Origin of the sequence: Schlegelella aquatica (assembly GCF_026013905.1) — a bacterium.
Classification (GTDB): domain Bacteria; phylum Pseudomonadota; class Gammaproteobacteria; order Burkholderiales; family Burkholderiaceae_C; genus Caldimonas; species Caldimonas aquatica.
The window spans coordinates 2,748,233-2,768,003 of the sequence record NZ_CP110257.1; the positions used below are offsets into that span (position 1 = coordinate 2,748,233).

Genomic DNA, 19,771 nt, shown 5'->3' on the forward strand with positions numbered 1-19,771 from the left:
GCGAGACGCGGTACTTGCCGATTTCCAGAATTTCGGACTGGGTATCGATGAGGGTTCCTAGGAAGGGTCGCGCCGGCGTTCGAGCGCCCGCACGACGAACGCGCTTGCTTCGCCACGGCGAAGCAAGCGCACAGGAAGGAAAGGTGCTTCGAGCGGCCCCGCCCGCCTTGCGGCACGCGGGGCCATGCACCTGGAGCGGCGTGGGGCCGGGCGGCTCGCCCGGCCTTGCGGCGCTCAGATCAGGCGGATGTTGGACGCCTGCAGGCCCTTCTTGCCCTGCACGACGTCGAACTGCACGCGTTGTGCTTCGGTCAGCGTCTTGAACCCGTTGACCTGGATGTCGCGGAAATGCGCGAACAGATCCTTGCCGCCGTCGTCCGGCTGGATGAAGCCATAGCCCTTGCCTTCGTCGAACCACTTCACGGTTCCGGTTTGAGTCGTCATATCGATTCCTTTCGAGGTGATGCGCAGCACATGCCGTCGCAGCGCAGCAACGCCAAGAAGATCAACGACGGGGATTCAGAACCGGAGCGCGCGAGGCGCGGGGAGCAGAACAGAACGACGGGAGACTGTCTTGTGCATTGATGCAAGACGGATAGTACACCTTTCGCATTTCCCTGTGTCGGCAAGGGGGGTCGAGGGCGAGCCGGCGTTGGTGCTCGTCTTGCGCACTTCCCGCCTACTTGCGCCACCACCACAGGATGAGGCTGAGGATCACCGAGATGACGAGCGACGTCATCAGCGGGAAGTGGAAGCTGAAGCCCTCGCGCTCGACCGAAAGGTCGCCCGGCAGCCGGCCCCACGGCAGGCGGGAGATCCACGGCCACGCCAGCCCGGCCAGCAGGAGAAGCACGCCGAGGACGATGAGCAACCGCTGCATGCGGGCATCTTACGCAGCCGAGCGAGCCCTCGCTGCCCGCCCGGTCTTGCCGTCCAGGAGGCCGCGCCACCAGGCGACCAAGGCCTGGGCGGTGCGGGCCACGTCGCCCTCGTTGCGCAGCACCAGGTCCGCGGGCAGCCCCTCGAACTCGCGATAGCGGGCCATGCGCGCCTCGACCTGCGACCCGCTGTCCCGGCCCCGGCGCAGCAGCCGCTCGCGCAACACGTGCTCGGGCGCGGTGATGCAGATGCTGTGCGCGGCCGGCACCTGGGGGCTCCAACGCAGCCAATGCGCCCGCGAGCCGTTGATGAGGACCCAGTCCCCTGCGAGCCACTGCTCGAGCGCCGCCCAGCGGATGCCATAGAGGCAGCCATGGGCTTCCCAGTGCAACGCGAACTCGCCTTCGGACAGCCACCGCCGCATCTGCGGCAGGCTGACCGTCTCGTCTGCCGCGCTCGCGCCACCGTGCGGCCGGGCCACCGTGCGCCGCGCCAGCCGCAGCGGCTCTTCGCGCCGCAGGATGGCGAGTGCGGCCGCCAGCACGCTGTCCTTGCCGGCCCCCGAAGGCCCCATCACGTACAGCAGGCGTTCGCCGTCGCCCAGGGCCGGCATCGGGGTGGCGTCCCGGCCCGCGCCTCGCGCCGTGATCTGCGGGCGTTCGCTCATCGCGTCCCCAGCGGACAACGCTGCACCAGCACGAAAGGCTCGCCTGCGGCCGGCTCCGCAAAGATCGCAAGGTCCGTGCAATGCAGCGGTCGAGCCAGTGCGGCGGCGAAGTGCCGCCGTGCGCGGACGGTGAGTTCATCACGCGAGGCAGGCACAGGAGCGAGGCCGTCCGTCAGCGTCATGTGGAACCGCCACTCGTCCAGCACGTAGGGGTAGCCGTAGCGTTGGAGCAGCGTCTGTTGCCGCTGCGTCAACCCCCGCTCGCGCCGGCGCAACTCGCTCTCGGAGGGCGGCGCACGCCACGGATCGAGGTCGATCACGCAGCGCCGGGCGAGCGCGACGATCGGGTGCGCGCCGTCGAAGGGCTCGCGGGGACGCAAGGCCATGAAGTCGCCCAACCAGCCCACATCGAGCGGCGGCATCTCGAAGGGCTGGACGGTGGACGCCAGCTGCGCGACGGCCTCCACGAAGGCGGAGGCCCGCGCCGGCTCCCGCAGCCGGCACGGGGGCTTGAGCGTGGCGTGGAAACCGTAGCGCCGGGGCGCCGCGGCCCACGCGCACACCGGCACCCAGGCCCGCTGCGGCTGCGCCGCATCGCGACCCAGCCAAGTGCAGCCGGCATCCCACAGGGGATGGTCCGCAGGCGGCGCGTAGTACACGGCCAGACGGTGCGCGGACTCAATCCGCATGGAAGTCCTCCGGGCTCACGCTCAGTTGCACCGCGTCCGAGGCGAACAGCGTCGTGCCCGCCTCCACCGGCACGCCCTGCGCGTCGACGTTGACGTAGTCCACGACCAGCACAGGGGCCGAGGTCGGGCGCGCCAGTGCGTCGGCCTCGTCGGCGGTCGGCATGCGGCACGAGACGACGCTGCGCGCCCGGGTGTAGTCGCTCACGCCATAGCGCCGCAGGGAAGCGGTCACCGAGCCCGTCTGCGCGAAGGCGGCGGCGACGCCTTCGAAGCGGCGCCACGGGAAGGCACTGACGCTGACGCCAATCACCCGCCCGCGCACGATGGCCCGCGTGTGCAGCACCTCGACCTTCTCGCGCGCTTGCAGACGCAGCGGCGCTGCCCACGTGCCGGCCGCCACGACCTCGGCATGGCGCAGCTCGCGCTGCGCGCGCTCGCCGGACTCGGCCAAGTTCTGCGTGAGCCGGGTGCGCCGCTGCAAGGCGTAGTCCAGCACCAGTTCGCGCACGAAGGTGCCGCGCCCGTGCAGGACACGCACGAAGCCGCTGTCGGCCAGGGCCTTGACCGCCTGGCGCAGGGTGTGGCGGTTGACGCCGAAGCGCTCGGCCAGGACGAGTTCGTTGGGCATGCGCTCGCCGGGCAGGAAACGGCCCGCCACGATGTCGTCGCGCAGGGCCTGGGCGATCTGCTGCCAGCGCGGCAGGGACGGCTCGGTGTCGGCCGCAAGGGTCAGGGCTGGGTCGTGGAGCATGCGGGTCGCAGGAGGATCGAGCTTCAACAAACTGTCATCGATGGCTTGCACACTGGGCGACATCATAGAGTCGTCTAGATGACCGATCCATGTCAGAGCCCTCCCCGTCCCCCGTTCTTCGCTGCGACGCCAAGGCGCGCCGCCAATGGTTGTCGGTGCTGGCGCGCTCCAGCCGCGAGGCGCTCGAGCGCCATGCCGCGCCGTTGGCAAGGCGTCACCCGGGGCAGTGGTTGCGCCCGCCGGAGCACGGCCTCGTGATGCTGCGCGGCCGCATCGGCAACACCGGCGACCGCTTCAACCTGGGCGAGGCGACCGTCACGCGCTGCGCCCTCACCCTCTCGGGGCCGGACGGACACACCAGCGTGGGCGTGGGATACGTCCTCGGCCGGGACGCCGAAAGGGCGCACTGGATCGCCTGCGTGGACGCCTGCCTGCAGCAGCCCGCCTGGCAGGCGGACGTGTGGCGGCAGGTGATCGCACCGTTGCAGGCGCACACCGCCGAGCGCCATGCGCGCGAGCGAGCCGCGGTCGCGCCCAGCCGCGTCGAGTTCTTCACCCTGCAACCGGAGCTCAGCTGATGATCGCCGCCCTGATCGCCCATTCTGAGTCGCCCGACGCGGGGAGCACCGGCGCGCTGGCCGCGCTGCCGCGCGGCTTCGCCGATCCGGTGCACGGCAGCCAAACCACCTTCCGCTGCCTGCTCGAAGCGATGGCACGGCCCGGCTGTGTGCAGGCCCTGGACGCCGACACGCGCGACGCACTGGCGCCTCCGAGCGGCCTGGGCGTGGCGACCACCGCCATACTGCTCACCGTGGCCGATGCAGACACTGCCGTCTGGCTGAGTCCCGCGTTCGCGCCGGCGCAAGTGCTCGAGGGCGTGCTCGCGTTCGGTCGTTTCCACACCGGCATGCGCGTGGTACCTCGTGCCGAGGAGTCACAGTACGCCTTCGCGCCCGCGCACGCGGCGGCCGAGGCCCTGCTGCTCGGCCTGCCTCGCGGCAGCGACGAGGCGCCGCAGGAAGGCGCCACTTTGATCGTCGAGGCGCCCTCCATCGTCTCGGTCGAGGAGGACGCGGCAGCCGCAGCGCCACCGGCGCACCCCGAGGATGCGGACCCCACGCCGTGGGTGCGGCTCTCGGGCCCGGGAGTTCGCCATGCCAGGTGGCTGGCGGTGGGGGGGCTGAGCCTGGCCTTCTGGCGCGCGCGCGAGGAACTGCAGGCGGGTTTTCCCCGGGGCGTGGACATCGTCTTCACCTGCAGCGGGCAGATCGCGGCGGTGCCGCGCTCGACCGTGGTGCAAAGGAGCCGCTGAGATGTACATCGCCGTCAAGGGTGGCGAATCCGCGATCGAAGCTTCACGCAGGTTGCTCGCCGCCGCCCGCCGGGGCGATCCGGCGCAGCAAGAGATCGAGGTCGCGCAGATCGAATCTCAGTTCGGGCTGCTGGTGGATCGCGTGATGGGCGAGGCCTCTTTGTACGACCCCGAGCTGGCCGCACTGGCCCTCAAGCAGTCGCAGGGCGACGTGGTCGAGGCGGTGTTCCTGCTGCGGGCCTACCGGACCACCCTGCCCAGGTTCGGCTACGGCGAGCCGCTCGACACCGAACGCATGCGCGCCAGCCGCCGCGTCTCGGCGATCTTCAAGGACCTGCCTGGCGGGCAGTTGCTGGGAGCCACCTTCGACTACACGCAACGTTTGCTGGACTTCGATCTGCTCCGCGCGTCCGACCAGGCACCGCCCACGCACGGCGAGAAGATCGCCGTGGCCGCCGGGGAGCCCGTGTCCGAGGCCATGCCATGCGCCCTCGAGGCCCTCGCCGCGGAAGGCCTGGTGGAGCCGCTCACACCGAGCGACGGCGATCCGCAGCCTCCCGACATCACCCGCGAGCCGCCGGCCTACCCCATGCCCCGTGCAGGGCGGCTGCAGATGCTGGCCCGCGGCGACGAGGGCTGGGTGCTGGGCATGGCCTATTCGACGCAGCGCGGCTATGCGCACACCCACCCCTTCGCGGGCGAGATCCGCGTCGGGGCGGTGGCGGTGGAGTTCACGCCCGACGAGCTGGGCTTTCCGATCGAGCTGGGCGAGGTCGTGCTGACCGAGTGCCAGATGATCAACCAGTTCACCGGCAGTGCCGAGCAGCCTCCCCAGTTCACGCGCGGATACGGCCTCGTGTTCGGTCGCAGCGAGCGCAAGGCCATGGCGATGTCGCTGGTGGACCGGGTCATGCGCGCCGACGAGTTCGGCGAGGAGCTCACCAGCCCGGCGCAGGACCAGGAGTTCGCGCTTTCGCACTCGGACAGCATCGAAGCCTCGGGCTTCGTGCAGCACCTCAAGCTGCCTCACTACGTGACCTTCGAAAGCGAACTGCAGCTGGTGCGCGGACTGCGCGCGCGAGCCCCCGAGACCCGCTCGCCTGCCTGCGCTGCCGCCGACGCCCCCGCGCCTGCTGCGGACCCGACCCCTGCCATCGAGCCGACCGCATGAACGCCCGACCGCCACTCGCCCCGCCGGCTGCCGGCTACAACTTCGCCTATCTCGACGAGGGCACCAAGCGCATGATCCGCCGTGCGATCCTCAAGGCGGTCGCCATCCCCGGCCACCAGGTGCCTTTCGGCTCGCGAGAGATGCCCTTGGCCTACGGCTGGGGCACCGGGGGCATCCAGGTCACGGCCGCCGTCATCGGACGCGACGACGTGCTCAAGGTCATCGACCAGGGCTCGGACGACACGACCAATGCGGTGAACATCCGTCACTTCTTTGCCCGCACGACGGGCGTGCGCACCACCGAGCGCACGCGGGAGGCGACGCTGATCCAGACGCGCCACCGCATTCCCGAGGCGCCGCTCACTGAACGCCAGATCCTGGTCTACCAGGTGCCGCAGCCGGAGCCGCTCTACCGCCTCGAGCCCCGCCGCGCCGAGACGCTCAAGCTGCACGCCCACCGCGAGTACGGGCTGATGAACGTCAAGCTGTACGAGGACATCGCGCAATGGGGACGCATCGACACCACCTACGACTACCCGGTGCTGGTCAACGGCCGCTACGTGATGGCGCCCTCGCCCATCCCCAAGTTCGACAACCCGAAGATGCACATGATGCCGGCCCTGCAGCTCTTCGGCGCTGGGCGCGAGAAGCGCATCTACGCGGTGCCACCCTACACGAGGGTCGAGAGCCTGGATTTCGAGGACCATCCCTTCCGGGTGGAGCCGCAGGGCCATGTCTGCGCGCTGTGCGGCTGCACGACGAGCTACCTGGACGAGATGATCCTGGCCCATGGCGAGCGCCTGTGGGCCTGCTCGGACACCGACTGGTGCCGCGAACGAAGGGAGGCCGCCCATGACCGCGACTGACATCCGCCTGCGCATCGCGACCGTCGACGACGTGCCGCGCATCCTGGCCCTGTACGAGGCCTCAGGGCTCGACGCGCCGGGCACCAACGACGAGGGGCAGGCCCGTGCCACCTTCGAGACGATGCAACGCTATCCCAACTACCACCTGTGGATCGCCGAGACGGCGGACCAGGCGGTGGGCACCTACGCGATGATCGTGCTGCCCAACCTCGGCCACCGCTGCTCGCCCTCCGCCCTGGTCGAGGACGTTGCCGTCCATCCGGATGCACAGGGGCTGGGCATCGGGCGCCGGATGATGGAGCATGCCCTCGATCAGGCGCGCGCCGCCGGCTGCTACAAGCTGGCGCTGTCGTCCAACCAGTCGCGCACCGCCGCCCATGCCTTCTACGAGGGCCTGGGCTTCGAGCGCCACGGCTACAGCTTCAAGGTGACGATCGATGCACGGTGACAGCCCTTCCGCCACCGAGCCCTTGCTGCAGGTGCGAGCGCTGGGCCGGCGGTACGACCGCCACTGGGCGGTACGCGAGGCCAGCCTCGAACTGCACCCGGGCGAGGTGCTGGCGGTAGTCGGTGAGTCGGGTTCGGGCAAGTCCACCCTGCTGTCGTGCATCGCCGGCCTGCAGCGCCCGGACGAGGGCCAGGTGCGCTACCGCGCGCGCGACGGCCGATGGCTCGACGTACACGCCCTCGGCGAAGCCCAGCGGCGGCTCCTCGCGCGCACCGAGTGGGGCTACGTGCACCAGCAGGCGCACCTGGGCCTGCGCATGGGCGTGAGCGCCGGGGCCAACATCGGCGAGCGGTTGATGGGGCTGGGCGTGCGCCACTACGGGCAACTGCGCGCCGAGGCCCAACATTGGATGCAGCGCGTCGAACTGGACGCGAGCCGGCTCGACGACCTGCCGCGCGACTTCTCGGGCGGCATGCGGCAGCGGCTGCAGATCGCCCGCAATCTGGTGACGCGACCGCGACTCGTGCTCATGGACGAGCCGACGTCCGGCCTGGACGTGTCGGTGCAGGCCCGCCTGCTCGACCTCATCCGGCTGCTGGTCGCGCGCATGCACCTGGCCGCCATCATCGTCACGCACGACCTGGGCGTGGCGCGTCTGCTCGCCCATCGCATCGTCGTGATGAAGCAGGGCCGTATCGTCGAGCACGGCCTGACGGACCGCGTCCTCGACGACCCCCAGCACGAGTACACGCAGCTGCTGGTGTCATCGGTGGTCGTGCCCTGAAGGAGCGGACATGAAGATCGAAACGCGCGCCTGGCCGGTGATCGACGTGCAGGGCCTGAGCAAGCGCTTCACCCTGCATCTGCAGGGCGGTCGGCGTCTGGACGTCCTCGAGAACGTGTCGCTGCAGGTCCATGCCGGTGAATGCGTCGCGCTGGTCGGCGCATCGGGACGCGGCAAGTCCACGCTGCTCAAGTGCCTCTACGGCAACTACGGCTGCGAGGACGACGGCCGTGCCGGCGCACGCGTGGCGGTGCGCGTGGATGGGAACGCGCCGCGCTACCTCGACCTTGCCCGCGCCACACCGCAGGAAGTGCTGGCGTTGCGCAGATCGACGGTCAGCTACGTGAGCCAGTTCCTGCGCGCGGTGCCCAGGGTGCCCGCACTGGACGTCGTGGCCGAGCGCCTGCTGGAAGGCCTGGTGCTGGGCGACGCGGCCGACGTGGACGATCCCCGCTACGACGAGCACGTGGAGAACGCACGCGCCCGTGCCGCCGCGCTCCTGGAGCGTTTGCGCGTGCCCCGCGCCCTGTGGACACTGGCGCCCTCCACCTTCTCCGGCGGCGAGCAGCAGCGCGTCAACATCGCCCGCGGCTTCGTCAAGCCGACCCCGGTGCTGCTGCTGGACGAGCCTACCGCCTCGCTCGATGCAGCGAACCGGGAGGTGGTGGTGGACCTGATCCGCCAGGCGCGCGAGCGCGGCGCGGCCATCGTCGGCATCTTCCACGACGAGGACGTGCGCGACCGCGTCGCCACGCGCACCCTCACCCTATGATGGGCCTGGACCGGCCCGCCCGACCTCGAGGAACCTCATGACCGAACTGGTGCTCACCCATGCCCGCGTCGTGCTCGCGCACGAGGTGATCTCGGGCACGGTACGGGTGCGCGACGGACGCATCGACGCGATCGACAGCGGCACGACCTGCGTGCCCGGGGCGGTGGACCTGGAAGGCGATTACCTGCTGCCTGGCCTGGTGGAACTGCACACCGACAACCTCGAACGTCATCTGATGCCTCGCCCGCGTGTGTACTTCCCCGTACAGCCGGCAGTGCAATCGCACGACGCCGAGGTCGCAGCCGCCGGCATCACGACCGTGTTCGACGCGATCGGCGTCGGCGACCCCTACGACGAGGGTTTCCGTGCTCGCGACCAGGGCGAGCTGCTCGGGGTGCTCGACCGGCTGGAGACGGCGGGCGCCCTGCGCGCCGAACACCTGATCCACGTGCGTTGCGAGCTGCCTGCACCCAACGCGCGCCAGCTGTTCGAGCCCTTCGCCGCCCACCCCCGGCTCAGGCTCATTTCGCTGATGGACCACACCCCCGGCCAGCGCCAGTGGAGCGACGTGGAGCACGCCCGCATCTACTACACCGGCAAGAAGGGTTGGAGCGCCGAGAAGTTCGAGGCCGAGCTGCGGGCGGCGCCGGAACGCCAGACGCGACACGCTGCGCCGAACCGCCGCTGGTTCGCCGAGTTCGCGCGGCAGCATGGCGTCGCGCTCGCCACCCACGACGACACCACCGTCGAGCACGTGGACGAGGCGGTCGCGCTCGGCGCGTCGATGAGCGAGTTTCCGACGACGCTGGAGGCGGCCCGCCATGCCAGGTCGCGAGGACTGGCGACGATCGCCGGGGCACCGAACGTCGTGCGCGGAGGCTCGCATTCCGGCAACGTGGCGGCACTGGATCTCGCCCGTGCCGGCGTCCTCGACGCGCTGTCGTCCGACTACGTGCCCGCGAGCCTGCTGACCGCCGCCTGGAAGCTGCACCGCGAAGGCGGCCACACGCTCAGCGAGGCCATCAACACCGTCAGCCGCAACCCCGCGCGGGCGTCCGGCCTCGTGGACCGGGGAGAGATCGCGCCTGGCTTGCGAGCCGACCTCGTGCGAGCACGCGAGGTGCACGACCACCCCGTCGTGCGCTGGGTCTGGCGGGCGGGTGTGCGCGTGGCCTGAAGGCCGCGCCACCCCGCCCTCATGGGCCGCCTGCCTGACCCTGGCCGCCCCCCATGCGCCGGGCCGGCGGCAGGGCGCGGGTCAAAGCGTGCTCAGTCCGTCGGCGGCGGACCAGCCTGCGCCCAGGACCTCGTCCTGCACCAAACGGGCCAGCACGACCAGGTAGTAGTCCAAGGACGGAGTGGGCCGGCCCGGAACTTTCGCGAGGTCGTCCCACCGGCGCAGCTTGACCGCCGCGTGGGCGTGCGGCAGGGCCTCGAAGGCCTGGGCCTGGGCCTCGCTCATCGGCCCTCCCTGCAACACGAGCGTATGCCGGGAGGCGGGCGAGAGGCTGTCGTGGTAGCCGGCGTCGCGGGTACAGAGGTAGCGCTTGGCCTGCACATGCAGGCGGATCGGCTCGATCACGTCGGCGTCGAAGGCCTGCGACAGCCACGCACACGCCAGCATCTCGTGCCGGTCGTCCTCGCCGTCGGGCGTGTGGCCGCCCGCCAGCAGGTGCCCGATGTCATGCAGCAAGGCGGCAGCAACGAGACCGTCGTCCGCGTGGGCCCACTCGGCCAGCTGCGCGCACTGCAGGGCATGTTCCAGCGCGGTCACCGCCTCCGCCTGCAGGCCGCTGTAGAGCCGCTGGCCGTGAAGACGGTACAGCTTGTCGATGCGCTCGATGATGGAGTGGGAAGGCATGGTGGCCTCCGATGGGGTGTCAGATGAGCCGCTTGCGCAGGGCCGACGACGCCAGGTCGATCAGCGACACCGCGACGATCAGCATGATGAGCACGGCAGCGGTCTGCCCGTACTGGAATCCTCGGATGACATCCCAGAGCACCATGCCGATGCCGCCGGCACCGACCATGCCGACCACCGACGCCGAACGCACGTTGGCCTCGAAGCGGTACAGCGAGTACGAGATCCACAGCGGCATCACCTGCGGCAGCACGCCGTAGAGGATCTCCTCGAGCGGTCTGGCTCCCGTGGCCCGGATACCTTCGACGGGCTGAGGGTCGATGGCCTCCACCGCCTCGGAGAAGAGCTTGGCCAGCGTCCCGGTCGTGTGGACCCACAGCGCGAGGACGCCGGCAAAGGGGCCGAGGCCCACGGCGACGACGAAGAGCAGCGCGAACACCATCTCGTTGATCGCGCGGCACCCGTCGAGCAGGCGGCGCACCGGCTGGTACACCCACCACGGCACGATGTCGGACGAGGCGAGCAGGCCCAGCGGCACCGCGCAGGTCACGGCAAGGGCCGTTCCCCACACGGCGATCTGCAAGGTCACGAGCAGTTCTGCGGCGTAGTGCTTCCACTCCCGGAAATCCGGGGGGAAGAACCCGCGCAGGTACTCGCCCATGTTGCCCGAGTCGTTCCACAGGTCGAAGGGCCGCATGTCGGCCCCCCGCCACGACCCGGCCAGCACCGCCAGCAACAGACCCCACAAGGCCAGCCTCCCCCAGCCGGCGCGTGGCGGCACGGGCACGGCAAGGCCGGCCCCGGGGACGGACGTGTGCGTGATGCTCATCTCAGCAGCTCCTGGTCCGGCGGTCCGCGCCGCGCCCCCAACGGTCGCCTTGCGGCCGGCTCACCGGGCGCTCGCGACCAGCTTCTGCAGTTCCGCCAAGCGGGCGTCGATCTCCTGCAGCTTCTTCTGCTTGTCCTCGGCCGACAGGGACGAGTCGTTCTCGACGCGATTGCGCTCGCGCGCCAGTTCGAGCTGGCGGATCGGCAGCAACTGCGCGTTGCTCGATGCCTTGAAGCCGGCGAAGCCGATCACCTTGAGGATGGCCTGCTCGCGCGCGTCCTGCTTGCCGTAGCCGAGCAGGAATTCGCGCAGCCTGGCCTTGACCGCCGGGTCGAGGTCCGCGCGCCACACCAGCGGGTCGGAGGGAATCAGCGGTGATTTCCAGATCACCTTGATGTCCTTGGCCTTGGCCGGGTTGGTCAGGTTCAGACGCTCGATGGCCTCGTTGTTGTTGGTGGCCACGTCCACCTGCCGGCTCGCCGCGGCGAGCAGGTTCGTCTCGTGGTTGGCCCGCACCACGCGCTTGAAGTCCTTCAGCGGATCGACCTTGTGCTGCTGGAAGGCGTAGTAACCGGGCACCAGGGTTCCCGACGTGGAATTGGGGTCGCCGAAGCCCAGCGTGAGCCCCTGGCGCTGGCGAATCACGTCCTCCAGCGAGTTCAGGGGACTGTCCTTGTGCGTGACCAGCAGCGAGTAGTAACCCATCGAGCCGTCCACCGAGACGGTCTGGGCGAACACCTCGGCCCCGGAGCGGTCGACCGCCTCCATCGCCGACTTGTTGCCCATCCACGCGAGGTGCACCTTGTTGAAGCGCATGCCCTCGATGATCCCGGCGTAGTCCGGTGCGAAGAAGGCGTTGATCTTCAAGCCGGTGCGCCGGCTCATGTCCTCCAGCAGCGGCTGCCAGGCCTGCTTGAGGTTCTGGGACGATTCGGTCGAGATGATGCCGAAGCTGATCTCGCCCGTCTGCGCGCTGGCGCTGGCGGCCAGGCCGAGCGAGAGCGCGACGGCGGTGAGGGTGAAGGCGCGGCGGTCCATGGTCGTCTCCTCGGACAAGGGGTGAGCGGAATGCGGGCGGGATCAGGCGGCTGCCGGGAGTGCGCCCGCCAGCGCGGGCTGGGAGGCCGCACCGGGCAGCGCGCCCACCCGGTGGGAGAACAGCTCCTCGGTCTGTGTGCCATACAGCTCCATCAGCCTCTGGCGGCTCAGCTGCGCCGTCGGCCCGTCGTACACGACCTGGCCGTGTCGCAAGGCCACCGTGCGCGGGCAGTAGGCGAAGGCGAAGTCCACCTGGTGCAACGACACGACCACCGTCGTGCCCTGCTCCTGGTTGAGTCGCGCGAGCAGCTCCATCACCTTGCGGCTCGACTCCGGATCGAGCGAGGCGATGGGCTCGTCGGCGAGGATCACCTGCGCCCGTTGCACGATGGCGCGCGAGATCGCCGCCCGCTGCTGCTGCCCGCCGGACAGCGTGGAGGCCCGCTGCCACGCGCAGCGTTCGATGCCCACGCGCTGCAGGGCGAGCCAGGCCGCCTCCAGCTCGTGCGCCGGAAAGCGCCGCAGCGCCGTGCGCCACAGCGGCAGGCGATTGAACGCGCCGGCCAGCACGTTGTGCATCACCGGCAACCGGTCGACCAGGTTGAACTGCTGGAAGATCGTGGCGATGGCCGCCCGCGTGCGGCGCACGTCGCGCTCGAGCCGCCCGGCCTGCTGCACCAGGCGCCCCAACACCGCCACGCGCGATTCGCTGCCCTCGTCTCCCCGATGCAGCCCGCAGAGGTGCCGCAGCAGCGTGGACTTGCCCGAGCCCGACGCACCGAGCAGGGCAACCATCTCGCCGCGCCGCACGGTCAGGTCCACGTCCTTCAGCGCGCAGCAGTCGCCGAACGTCTTGCGCAGGCCGCGCACCTCGATCACCGTGTCGTGCATGGATCTCCTCCAGGGGGACGTCGCAGCACATCATCTAGACGACCCATGACCGGTCCATGAACGTTGCATGACCGGGCGATGACAACGGCCGTGCAAGATCTACACGGTAGGTCTTTCCGACCTCCCCGCCGGCCCCGTCCCAGGCCGGTGCCAAGGCGAACAGGCGACCCCGGGGCCGGGCCGGGAACGCCATCTGCTGGGCCGTGCCACCCATGCACCGCACGAGCACCGACCTTCGCAGCGGGGTCCATGCCCCGCCGCACACGCCGGCGCCGATGGCGCCGCCACTTTCGCCCGTCGAGCAGGCACGGGCGGACTGCTACGGCCTGGCTGCGCGGCTGCTGAGCGCCCCCGCCGACGCGGCCTTGCTGCAGGCGCTGGCCTCGATGCAGGACGCGCGCCCCGCCGGCAGCGTCCTGGCCGATGCGTGGCGGTCGCTGCGCGAGGCTGCGCGCGCCCCGGCCCGCGAAGTGGCGGAGGCATTCGACGCCTTGTTCGTCTCGATCGGCACGCCGCGGCTCAATCCCTATGCCTCGGTCTATCGCAGCGGGTTCATGATGGATCAGCCCCTTGCGGACTTGCGCGCCGACCTGCGGGCGCTGGGCCTTGCGCGTGCGCGCCATGTCGGCGAGCCCGAAGACCACCTCGCGGCGCTGTGCGCGACGATGCGGGTCCTCATCACCGGTGTCGGGCCCGTGCCTGCGCGCCCCCTCGAGCGTCAGCGCCAGTTCTTCGACCGGCACGTCGCGCCCTGGTACGCCGAGTGCCTGAACGACATGGAGCACGCACCGGATGCCGGGTTCTACGCCGCCGCCGCGCGTTTCGTGCGCGCCTTCCTGGATATCGAGACCGAGGCGTTCGAGATGCTGGAGGGCTCGGGGTGGCGGCATGAATCGCTACCGTCCGACCCGTTGTCTGCCGCAGGAGAAGGACCATGACATCGCGCCATCCCCCGGCACCCGCCGCACCCCCGGCCCTGGTGCATCGACGCACCTTTCTCGGCGCCGCGGTATGCGCGCCGGCCCTGGCCGTCGCCGCCGCCAGCGAAGGGGCCCGCGCCGCGGCCGCTCCCGAAGCGCCCGAGGAAGCGGACCGTCCGCAGGGCTATCACGTGACGGAACACATCCTGCAGTACTACGCCACGGCGGCGTACTGGTGACACGGGTGGCCCGGGCGGCCCCCGGAGGAGGAACTGGCATGAGCCGATCACCGCATCCTCGGTCGACCCAGGGCTTGAGCGGCTTCCTGCGCAAGAGCCTCGCAGGGGTGATGCAGCAGACGATGGACCGGCGCGGGTATCTGGTGCGAGCCGGCGTGGCGCTCGGGGCGGGCGTGGCGGCCCGGCACCTGCACGTGGACCTGATCGGCCCCGCTGCCGCCGCGACCGACGATGCGCGGCCCGGCACACCGGTCGAGCGCAAGCACACCATCTGCAGCCACTGCTCGGTGGGCTGCTCGGTCGATGCGATCGTGCAAGACGGCGTGTGGGTGCGGCAGGACACCGCCTTCGACTCGCCCATCAACATGGGCGCGCACTGCGCCAAGGGCGCCTCGGTGCGCGAGCACGGCCACGGCGAGCATCGCCTGCGCTACCCGATGAAGCTGGTGGGCGGCCGGTATCAACGCATCGGTTGGGACCAGGCGATCGAGGAGGTGGGCAGCCGCCTGCTCCGCATCCGCGAGGCGTCGGGTCCGGATGCGGTCTACTGGATCGGCTCGAGCAAGCACAACAACGAGCAGGCTTACCTGTTGCGCAAGTTCGTCTCGATGTGGGGGACGAACAACACCGACCACCAGGCCCGCATCTGCCACTCCACGACCGTGGCCGGCGTCGCGCAGACCTACGGGTACGGCGCGATGACCAACTCGTTCAACGACCTGCACCACACCAAGGCGGTCCTGTTCATCGGCTCCAACCCGTCCGAGGCGCACCCGATCTCGATGCTGCACTTCCTGCACGCCAAGGAGCTGGGCGCGAAGATGATCGTGGTGGACCCGCGCTTCACGCGCACCGCGCGCTTCGCCCACCACTACGTGCGCATCCGCCCCGGCACCGACATCCCGTTCATCTGGGGCCTGCTCTGGCACATCTTCCAGAACGGCTGGGAAGACAAGGACTACATCGCCCGGCGCACCTACGGCATGGACGAGGTGCGCAAGGAGGTGGCGAAGTGGACGCCCGAGAAGGTCTCCGACGTGACGGGGGTGCCCGAAGCCTCGGTGCGACTGGCCGCCGAGATGCTCGCCAAGAACCGCCCGTCCTCGGTCGTGTGGTGCATGGGCATCACGCAGCACCACGTGGGCAGCGCCAACGTGCGCGCGCTGTCGATCCTGCAACTGGCGCTGGGCAACATCGGCGTGGCGGGCGGCGGTGCCAACATCTACCGCGGCCACGACAACGTGCAGGGGGCGACCGACGTCGGGCCCAACCCCGATTCGCTGCCGGGCTACTACGGCCTGTCGGAAGGGGCATGGCGGCATTACGCGGCCGTGTGGGGCGTGGACTACGAGTGGCTCGTCTCGCGCTATGCCTCCAAGGCGCTGATGGAAAAGCCGGGCATGACCGTCTCGCGCTGGTTCGACGGCGTGCTCGAGCAGGGCCGCTACGTGGACCAGCCCCGGCCCCTCGAGGCGGTGGTCTTCTGGGGCCATGCGCCCAACAGCCAGACCCGCCTGCCCGACATGAAGGCGGCGATGCAAAAGCTCGACCTGCTCGTGGTGATCGACCCCTATCCCACGATGACCGCCGCGATGCACGGGCGCACCGAGGGTGTCTATCTGCTGCCCGCGTGCACGCAGTTCGAGACGCAAGGCTCGGTCACCGCCTCCAACCGCAGCATCCAGTGGCGCGAGCGCGTGATCCAGCCGATCTTCGAGAGCAAGACCGACCACGAGATCATGTACCTCTTCGCGAAGAAGTTCGGCTACGCGAACGAGCTGTGCAAGCACATCAAGGTGGTCGACGACGAGCCCGTCGTCGAGGACATCCTGCGTGAGATCAACCGCGCGTGCTGGACCATCGGCTACACGGGCTGCTCGCCCGAGCGCCTGAAGCTGCACATGCGGCACAAGCGCGACTTCGATCCGACCACCCTGCGCGCCGAGTCGGGGCCGTGCAAGGGGGACTACTACGGCCTGCCCTGGCCCTGCTGGGGCACCCCCGAGATGCGTCACCCCGGCACGCCCATCCTCTACGACCTGTCCAAACCGGTGGCCGAAGGCGGCCTGCCGTTTCGTGCCAACTGGGGGGTGGAGCACGACGGCCGCAGCCTGCTGGCGGCCGACGGCTCGGCGCCCCAGGGCAGCGAGATCGACACCGGTTATCCGGAGTTCGACCACGTGTTCCTGAAGAAGCTGGGGTGGTGGAACGAGCTCACGCCCGAGGAGCAGGCGCAGGCCGAAGGCAAGAACTGGAAGACCGACCTGTCGGGGGGCATCATCCGCGTGGTCGTCCGGCACGGCTGCGCGCCCTACGGCAATGCCCGCGCACGGTGCCACGTCTGGAACTTCCCCGACCCCGTGCCGGTGCATCGCGAGCCGCTGCTCACCCCGCGGCGCGACCTGCTGGCGCAGTACCCGACCTATGACGACCGCGCGCGCTTCTGGCGGCTGCCCACGCTCTACCGCAGCGTGCAGGCGGTGGACTTCTCCAAGGACTACCCGCTCATCATGACCTCCGGGCGGCTGGTCGAGTACGAGGGCGGCGGCGACGAGACACGCTCCAACCCCTGGCTGGCCGAGCTGCAACAGGCCATGTTCGTCGAGATCAACCCGCTGGACGCCGCGCGCCTGGGCGCGCGCACGCGGCAGTACGTGTGGGTCGAGACACCCTCCGGCGCTCGCCTCAAGGTGATGGCGCTGGTCACGCAGCGGGTGCCGCAGGGCATCGTGTGGATGCCGTACCACTTCGGCGGCTGGTGGATGGGCGAAGACCTGCTGGAGCACTACCCCGAAGGCGCGGCGCCCATCGTGCGCGGCGAGGCGTGCAACACCGGCTGGACCTACGGCTACGACGCGGTGACGATGATGCAGGAGACCAAGGTCTCGCTGTGCCGCATCGTCGCCGCCTGAGGAGGACGCGATGCCCGCCCGCATGAAATTCATCTGCGACACCGAGCGCTGCATCGACTGCATGGGGTGCGTCACGGCGTGCAAGAACGAGAACGAGACGCCCTGGGGCGTCAACCGCCGGCGCGTCGTCACCATCCATGACGGCGTGCCGGGCGAGCACTACGTGTCGGTGGCCTGCATGCACTGCACCGATGCCCCCTGCATGGCCGTGTGCCCGGTGGACTGCTTCTATCACACCACCGACGGCGTGGTGCTGCACGACAAGGACCTGTGCATCGGCTGCGGCTACTGCTACCTCGCCTGCCCGTTCGGCGCCCCGCAGTTCCCCAGCACCGGCGCCTTCAACCACCGCGGCAAGATGGACAAGTGCACCTTCTGCGCCGGCGGGCCGCAACCCGACGGCTCGCAGGCCGAGTTCGAGAAGTACGGACGCAACCGTCTGAGCGAAGGCAAGCTGCCGGTGTGCGCCGAGCAGTGCGGGACCAAGGCGCTGCTCGCGGGCGACGCCAACGTCATCGCGGCGATCTACAAGAAGCGCGTGGACACGCGCGGCTACGGGCCCGAACTGTGGGGCTGGGACATCGCCTACGACCCGGCCCGGCGCCGCGAGTCCGGCCCGCACGACAGCGCGCCGCGCACGAACCAGCGTCCCGGCAGCACGCAGAACGACCCGAGGAAGCTGCCGGCATGATCCCCACGCGCCTGATCGCCGTCGTCGCAGTGGCGGCACTGCTCGCCGGCTGCCTGGAGGTGGAGCAGTACCCGGCCTGGCGCGACGGGCACTATGACGGCAAGCCCGACGACTTGCACCCGGATGCGCACTTCCACCGCGACCGCCTCGCCTGGAATGCGGCCCTGCTGAACCGCAATCAGCTCCAGGACGAGTACGGCCGCGCGCCACCCCCGCAAGGACGCGAACATGCACGCTGACCTTCGCCGGCCGCGAGCCGCCTGCGCGGCCCTCCTGCTCGTCGTGGCGGCGCTGCTGGGCAGCACCGCGGCGCACTCGGCCGTGCCGCACGATGACGCGGTGCCCGCGTACGCCGAGGAGCAGACCATCCTGCAGGCCGAGCAAGGCACGCCCGAGCCGGGCTGGAGCGACGCGGCGTCGGGCCGCCGGCACATGGACCGGCACTACCTCATCCCCCCGGGGACCATGCCGGAGCAGAACGTGATTCTCCAGCGGGGCGGCAACACCTGGCGCACCCTGCGCAACGGCCCGCTGGCCTGGTGGGCCGCGGCACTCTGGATGCTCGTCCCGCTGGGGCTCTTGGTCGCCTGGGCCGCCACCCGGCCCGATCGCCATGCGCCGCCCGATTCCGGCCGCGAGGTGCTGCGCTTCGACGGCTGGCAGCGCGCGGTCCACTGGGCCACCGCGCTCAGCTTCCTCGCGCTCGCCCTCACCGGGCTCGTGATGCTGTACGGCAAGAAGCTGCTCCTGCCTTGGATGGGGCACGGGCTGTTCTCGTGGATCGCACTGGCCGGCAAGTACGTCCACAACGTCGTCGGTCCGTTGTTCATCCTGTCGTCGGTGCTGATGTTCGCCACCTTCCTGCGACACAACCGCTTCTGCAAAGAGGACTGGGCGTGGGTGCGCCGGGCGGGCGGCCTGATCGGCGAAGGCCCTGCGCCGGCCGGCTACTTCAATGCCGGCGAGAAGCTGTGGTTCTGGTTCGGGGTCGCGGTGCTCGGGCTCGTGATGTCGATCACCGGGCTCATCCTCGACTTCCCGTATCTGGGAGAGGTGGGCAGCGCCGTGGGCACCACCCGCTACGTGCAGCAGTGGGCCCATGGGCTTCATCTGCTGGGGGCCGCTTTCTACGTCGCCGCGACCCTCGGGCACATCTACATGGGCACGCTCGGCACGCCCGGCACCTACCGTGGCATGCGCCACGGCACCGTGGACGAAGCCTGGGCGCGCAAGCATCACCGGCTGTGGTACGAGGACTTGCAAACCCGCGGGGCCGCAGCCGTGGCGCCGCCCGGCGAGGCGATCGGCCCCCGGGGCGCGGCCCCCGGCGGCATGCACCCGGCCACCCGACCCGGAGCACCGCGATGAAGCACGGCCTCGCTCGCCCCCGGGGGCTGCTCCCGGTCGCAGCCGTGCTGCACGCGCTCGCACTGTCGGCCTGCACTGCCCGCGACGGGGACCCCGCGGATCGCATCGCACGCACGCAGTTTCCAGGGCAGGTGAGCGCCGGCGGCGGCACCAGCGGGGAGGTCGAAGCGAGGCGTCGCGGCGGCGGCCCGAACGCGCCGGGGCCCAGCGGCACGCCCGGCATCCCCCACGGGGCCGAAGGCAACACCGGCGGCACGGCCATGGGCGGCACATCCCCCGCCGGCTCGCAGATCGGCGGCACCGGCGGCGGGCCGCAGCCCGCGGCCCAGGGCGGCAGCGCCCCACTGCGCGCCGGCGCGGCATCGGCCCCTGCCTCCCCCGTCTCCGGTCCACCGGTCGCTGCCTCCGCTGCCGCGGCCACCGACCAGCAGGCGCAGGCCGAGCAAGAGAGGCAGCAGCTCGAGCAGGCGATGGAGCGCATCGCCGCGCGCTGGCGCGCCCGCCCGGGGCCCGAGGCCGCCCCCGCCGACGCCCCACCGCCGGCCCCGGCCACCGCGCCACTGCGCAGCGAGAAGCTCGGTACCGCCCCGGTCAGCGAGGACGTCAAGGACGCCTCGTTGAAACGCTGGCCCCGACCGATGCCCTAGCGCCCCGGCGCGCACCCGGGGCGCGGCTGCCCGCAT

At 70.5% G+C, this 19,771-nt stretch carries 24 protein-coding genes; 15 read left to right on the forward strand and 9 right to left on the reverse strand.

Going from position 1 to position 19,771, the window contains the following annotated elements:
* Positions 1–234: 234 nt before the first annotated feature.
* The 5 genes from OMP39_RS12510 to phnF all read right to left on the reverse strand — a co-directional run bounded on the left by OMP39_RS12510 (position 235) and on the right by phnF (position 2,986).
* A complete protein-coding gene (locus OMP39_RS12510; protein ID WP_264892040.1) occupies positions 235–444 on the reverse strand; it encodes a cold-shock protein in 210 nt (69 codons plus the stop codon).
* Between the two features lie 235 nt (positions 445–679).
* Entirely contained in the window at positions 680–880 is a 201-nt protein-coding gene (locus tag OMP39_RS12515; RefSeq protein ID WP_264892041.1) for a DUF2905 domain-containing protein, read from the reverse strand.
* 9 nt (positions 881–889) lie between these two features.
* Positions 890–1,546 (reverse strand): nucleoside/nucleotide kinase family protein, encoded by a 657-nt coding sequence (locus OMP39_RS12520; protein WP_264892042.1) that lies wholly within the window; start codon positions 1,544–1,546, stop codon positions 890–892.
* Positions 1,543–2,235, reverse strand: a complete 693-nt coding sequence (locus OMP39_RS12525; protein WP_264892043.1) for a DUF1045 domain-containing protein — start codon at positions 2,233–2,235, stop codon at positions 1,543–1,545. The genes OMP39_RS12520 and OMP39_RS12525 overlap by 4 nt, the downstream gene beginning before the upstream one ends.
* On the reverse strand, positions 2,225–2,986 hold the full coding sequence (phnF, locus tag OMP39_RS12530) for a phosphonate metabolism transcriptional regulator PhnF (RefSeq protein WP_264892044.1): 762 nt from the start codon (positions 2,984–2,986) through the stop codon (positions 2,225–2,227). The genes OMP39_RS12525 and phnF overlap by 11 nt, the downstream gene beginning before the upstream one ends.
* 89 nt (positions 2,987–3,075) lie before the next feature.
* On the opposite strand from phnF, the gene phnG reads away from it, so the two are divergent.
* Genes phnG through OMP39_RS12570 form a run of 8 tightly spaced genes read left to right on the forward strand, consistent with a single transcriptional unit; the run spans position 3,076 to position 9,516 of the window.
* Positions 3,076–3,564, forward strand: a complete 489-nt coding sequence (gene phnG, locus OMP39_RS12535) for a phosphonate C-P lyase system protein PhnG (RefSeq protein WP_264892045.1) — start codon at positions 3,076–3,078, stop codon at positions 3,562–3,564.
* Positions 3,564–4,298 carry a phosphonate C-P lyase system protein PhnH gene (gene phnH / locus OMP39_RS12540; RefSeq protein WP_264892046.1) on the forward strand — a complete coding sequence of 245 codons (735 nt, stop codon included), beginning with the start codon at positions 3,564–3,566 and terminating at the stop codon, positions 4,296–4,298. Before phnG ends, phnH begins: the two co-directional genes overlap by 1 nt.
* Before the next feature lies 1 nt (position 4,299).
* Positions 4,300–5,469: a carbon-phosphorus lyase complex subunit gene (locus tag OMP39_RS12545; protein ID WP_264892047.1), complete on the forward strand. Its 1,170-nt coding sequence runs from the start codon at positions 4,300–4,302 to the stop codon at positions 5,467–5,469.
* The gene (locus OMP39_RS12550; RefSeq protein WP_264892048.1) at positions 5,466–6,335 is read left to right on the forward strand and encodes an alpha-D-ribose 1-methylphosphonate 5-phosphate C-P-lyase PhnJ; all 870 of its coding nucleotides are present in this window, start codon (positions 5,466–5,468) and stop codon (positions 6,333–6,335) included. The genes OMP39_RS12545 and OMP39_RS12550 overlap by 4 nt, the downstream gene beginning before the upstream one ends.
* On the forward strand, positions 6,322–6,783 hold the full coding sequence (locus tag OMP39_RS12555) for a GNAT family N-acetyltransferase (RefSeq protein ID WP_264892049.1): 462 nt from the start codon (positions 6,322–6,324) through the stop codon (positions 6,781–6,783). The genes OMP39_RS12550 and OMP39_RS12555 overlap by 14 nt, the downstream gene beginning before the upstream one ends.
* Positions 6,773–7,567: a phosphonate C-P lyase system protein PhnK gene (gene phnK, locus OMP39_RS12560; RefSeq protein WP_264892050.1), complete on the forward strand. Its 795-nt coding sequence runs from the start codon at positions 6,773–6,775 to the stop codon at positions 7,565–7,567. The genes OMP39_RS12555 and phnK overlap by 11 nt, the downstream gene beginning before the upstream one ends.
* A gap of 10 nt (positions 7,568–7,577) precedes the next feature.
* Positions 7,578–8,339 (forward strand): phosphonate C-P lyase system protein PhnL, encoded by a 762-nt coding sequence (gene phnL / locus OMP39_RS12565; protein ID WP_264892051.1) that lies wholly within the window; start codon positions 7,578–7,580, stop codon positions 8,337–8,339.
* Between the two features lie 37 nt (positions 8,340–8,376).
* On the forward strand, positions 8,377–9,516 hold the full coding sequence (locus OMP39_RS12570; RefSeq protein ID WP_264892052.1) for an alpha-D-ribose 1-methylphosphonate 5-triphosphate diphosphatase: 1,140 nt from the start codon (positions 8,377–8,379) through the stop codon (positions 9,514–9,516).
* Positions 9,517–9,597: 81 nt separating this feature from the next.
* Here the strand turns inward: OMP39_RS12570 and OMP39_RS12575 are convergent, their stop codons facing one another.
* The 4 genes from OMP39_RS12575 to phnC are packed head-to-tail and all read right to left on the reverse strand — an operon-like array spanning position 9,598 to position 12,958.
* The gene (locus tag OMP39_RS12575; RefSeq protein WP_264892053.1) at positions 9,598–10,200 is read right to left on the reverse strand and encodes a phosphonate degradation HD-domain oxygenase; all 603 of its coding nucleotides are present in this window, start codon (positions 10,198–10,200) and stop codon (positions 9,598–9,600) included.
* 19 nt (positions 10,201–10,219) lie between these two features.
* Complete coding sequence (gene phnE / locus OMP39_RS12580; protein ID WP_264892054.1) at positions 10,220–11,029, reverse strand: phosphonate ABC transporter, permease protein PhnE; 810 nt, start codon at positions 11,027–11,029, stop codon at positions 10,220–10,222.
* Positions 11,030–11,089: 60 nt separating this feature from the next.
* Entirely contained in the window at positions 11,090–12,067 is a 978-nt protein-coding gene (gene phnD, locus OMP39_RS12585) for a phosphonate ABC transporter substrate-binding protein (RefSeq protein WP_264892055.1), read from the reverse strand.
* Positions 12,068–12,109: 42 nt separating this feature from the next.
* On the reverse strand, positions 12,110–12,958 hold the full coding sequence (gene phnC / locus OMP39_RS12590; RefSeq protein WP_264892056.1) for a phosphonate ABC transporter ATP-binding protein: 849 nt from the start codon (positions 12,956–12,958) through the stop codon (positions 12,110–12,112).
* Between the two features lie 212 nt (positions 12,959–13,170).
* Here phnC and OMP39_RS12595 point away from each other — a divergent pair, with 212 nt between their 5' ends.
* The 7 genes from OMP39_RS12595 to OMP39_RS12625 are packed head-to-tail and all read left to right on the forward strand — an operon-like array spanning position 13,171 to position 19,735.
* Entirely contained in the window at positions 13,171–13,896 is a 726-nt protein-coding gene (locus tag OMP39_RS12595; RefSeq protein ID WP_264892057.1) for a TorD/DmsD family molecular chaperone, read from the forward strand.
* The gene (locus OMP39_RS12600; protein ID WP_264892058.1) at positions 13,893–14,117 is read left to right on the forward strand and encodes a formate dehydrogenase; all 225 of its coding nucleotides are present in this window, start codon (positions 13,893–13,895) and stop codon (positions 14,115–14,117) included. Before OMP39_RS12595 ends, OMP39_RS12600 begins: the two co-directional genes overlap by 4 nt.
* A gap of 38 nt (positions 14,118–14,155) precedes the next feature.
* Entirely contained in the window at positions 14,156–17,029 is a 2,874-nt protein-coding gene (locus OMP39_RS12605) for a formate dehydrogenase subunit alpha (RefSeq protein WP_264892059.1), read from the forward strand.
* Positions 17,030–17,039: 10 nt separating this feature from the next.
* Positions 17,040–17,720 (forward strand): formate dehydrogenase FDH3 subunit beta, encoded by a 681-nt coding sequence (gene fdh3B / locus OMP39_RS12610; protein ID WP_264892060.1) that lies wholly within the window; start codon positions 17,040–17,042, stop codon positions 17,718–17,720.
* Positions 17,717–17,959 carry a hypothetical protein gene (locus OMP39_RS12615; RefSeq protein WP_264892061.1) on the forward strand — a complete coding sequence of 81 codons (243 nt, stop codon included), beginning with the start codon at positions 17,717–17,719 and terminating at the stop codon, positions 17,957–17,959. The genes fdh3B and OMP39_RS12615 overlap by 4 nt, the downstream gene beginning before the upstream one ends.
* A complete protein-coding gene (locus OMP39_RS12620) occupies positions 17,949–19,088 on the forward strand; it encodes a formate dehydrogenase subunit gamma (RefSeq protein WP_264892062.1) in 1,140 nt (379 codons plus the stop codon). The genes OMP39_RS12615 and OMP39_RS12620 overlap by 11 nt, the downstream gene beginning before the upstream one ends.
* The gene (locus tag OMP39_RS12625; protein WP_264892063.1) at positions 19,085–19,735 is read left to right on the forward strand and encodes a hypothetical protein; all 651 of its coding nucleotides are present in this window, start codon (positions 19,085–19,087) and stop codon (positions 19,733–19,735) included. Before OMP39_RS12620 ends, OMP39_RS12625 begins: the two co-directional genes overlap by 4 nt.
* Positions 19,736–19,771 lie beyond the last annotated feature (36 nt).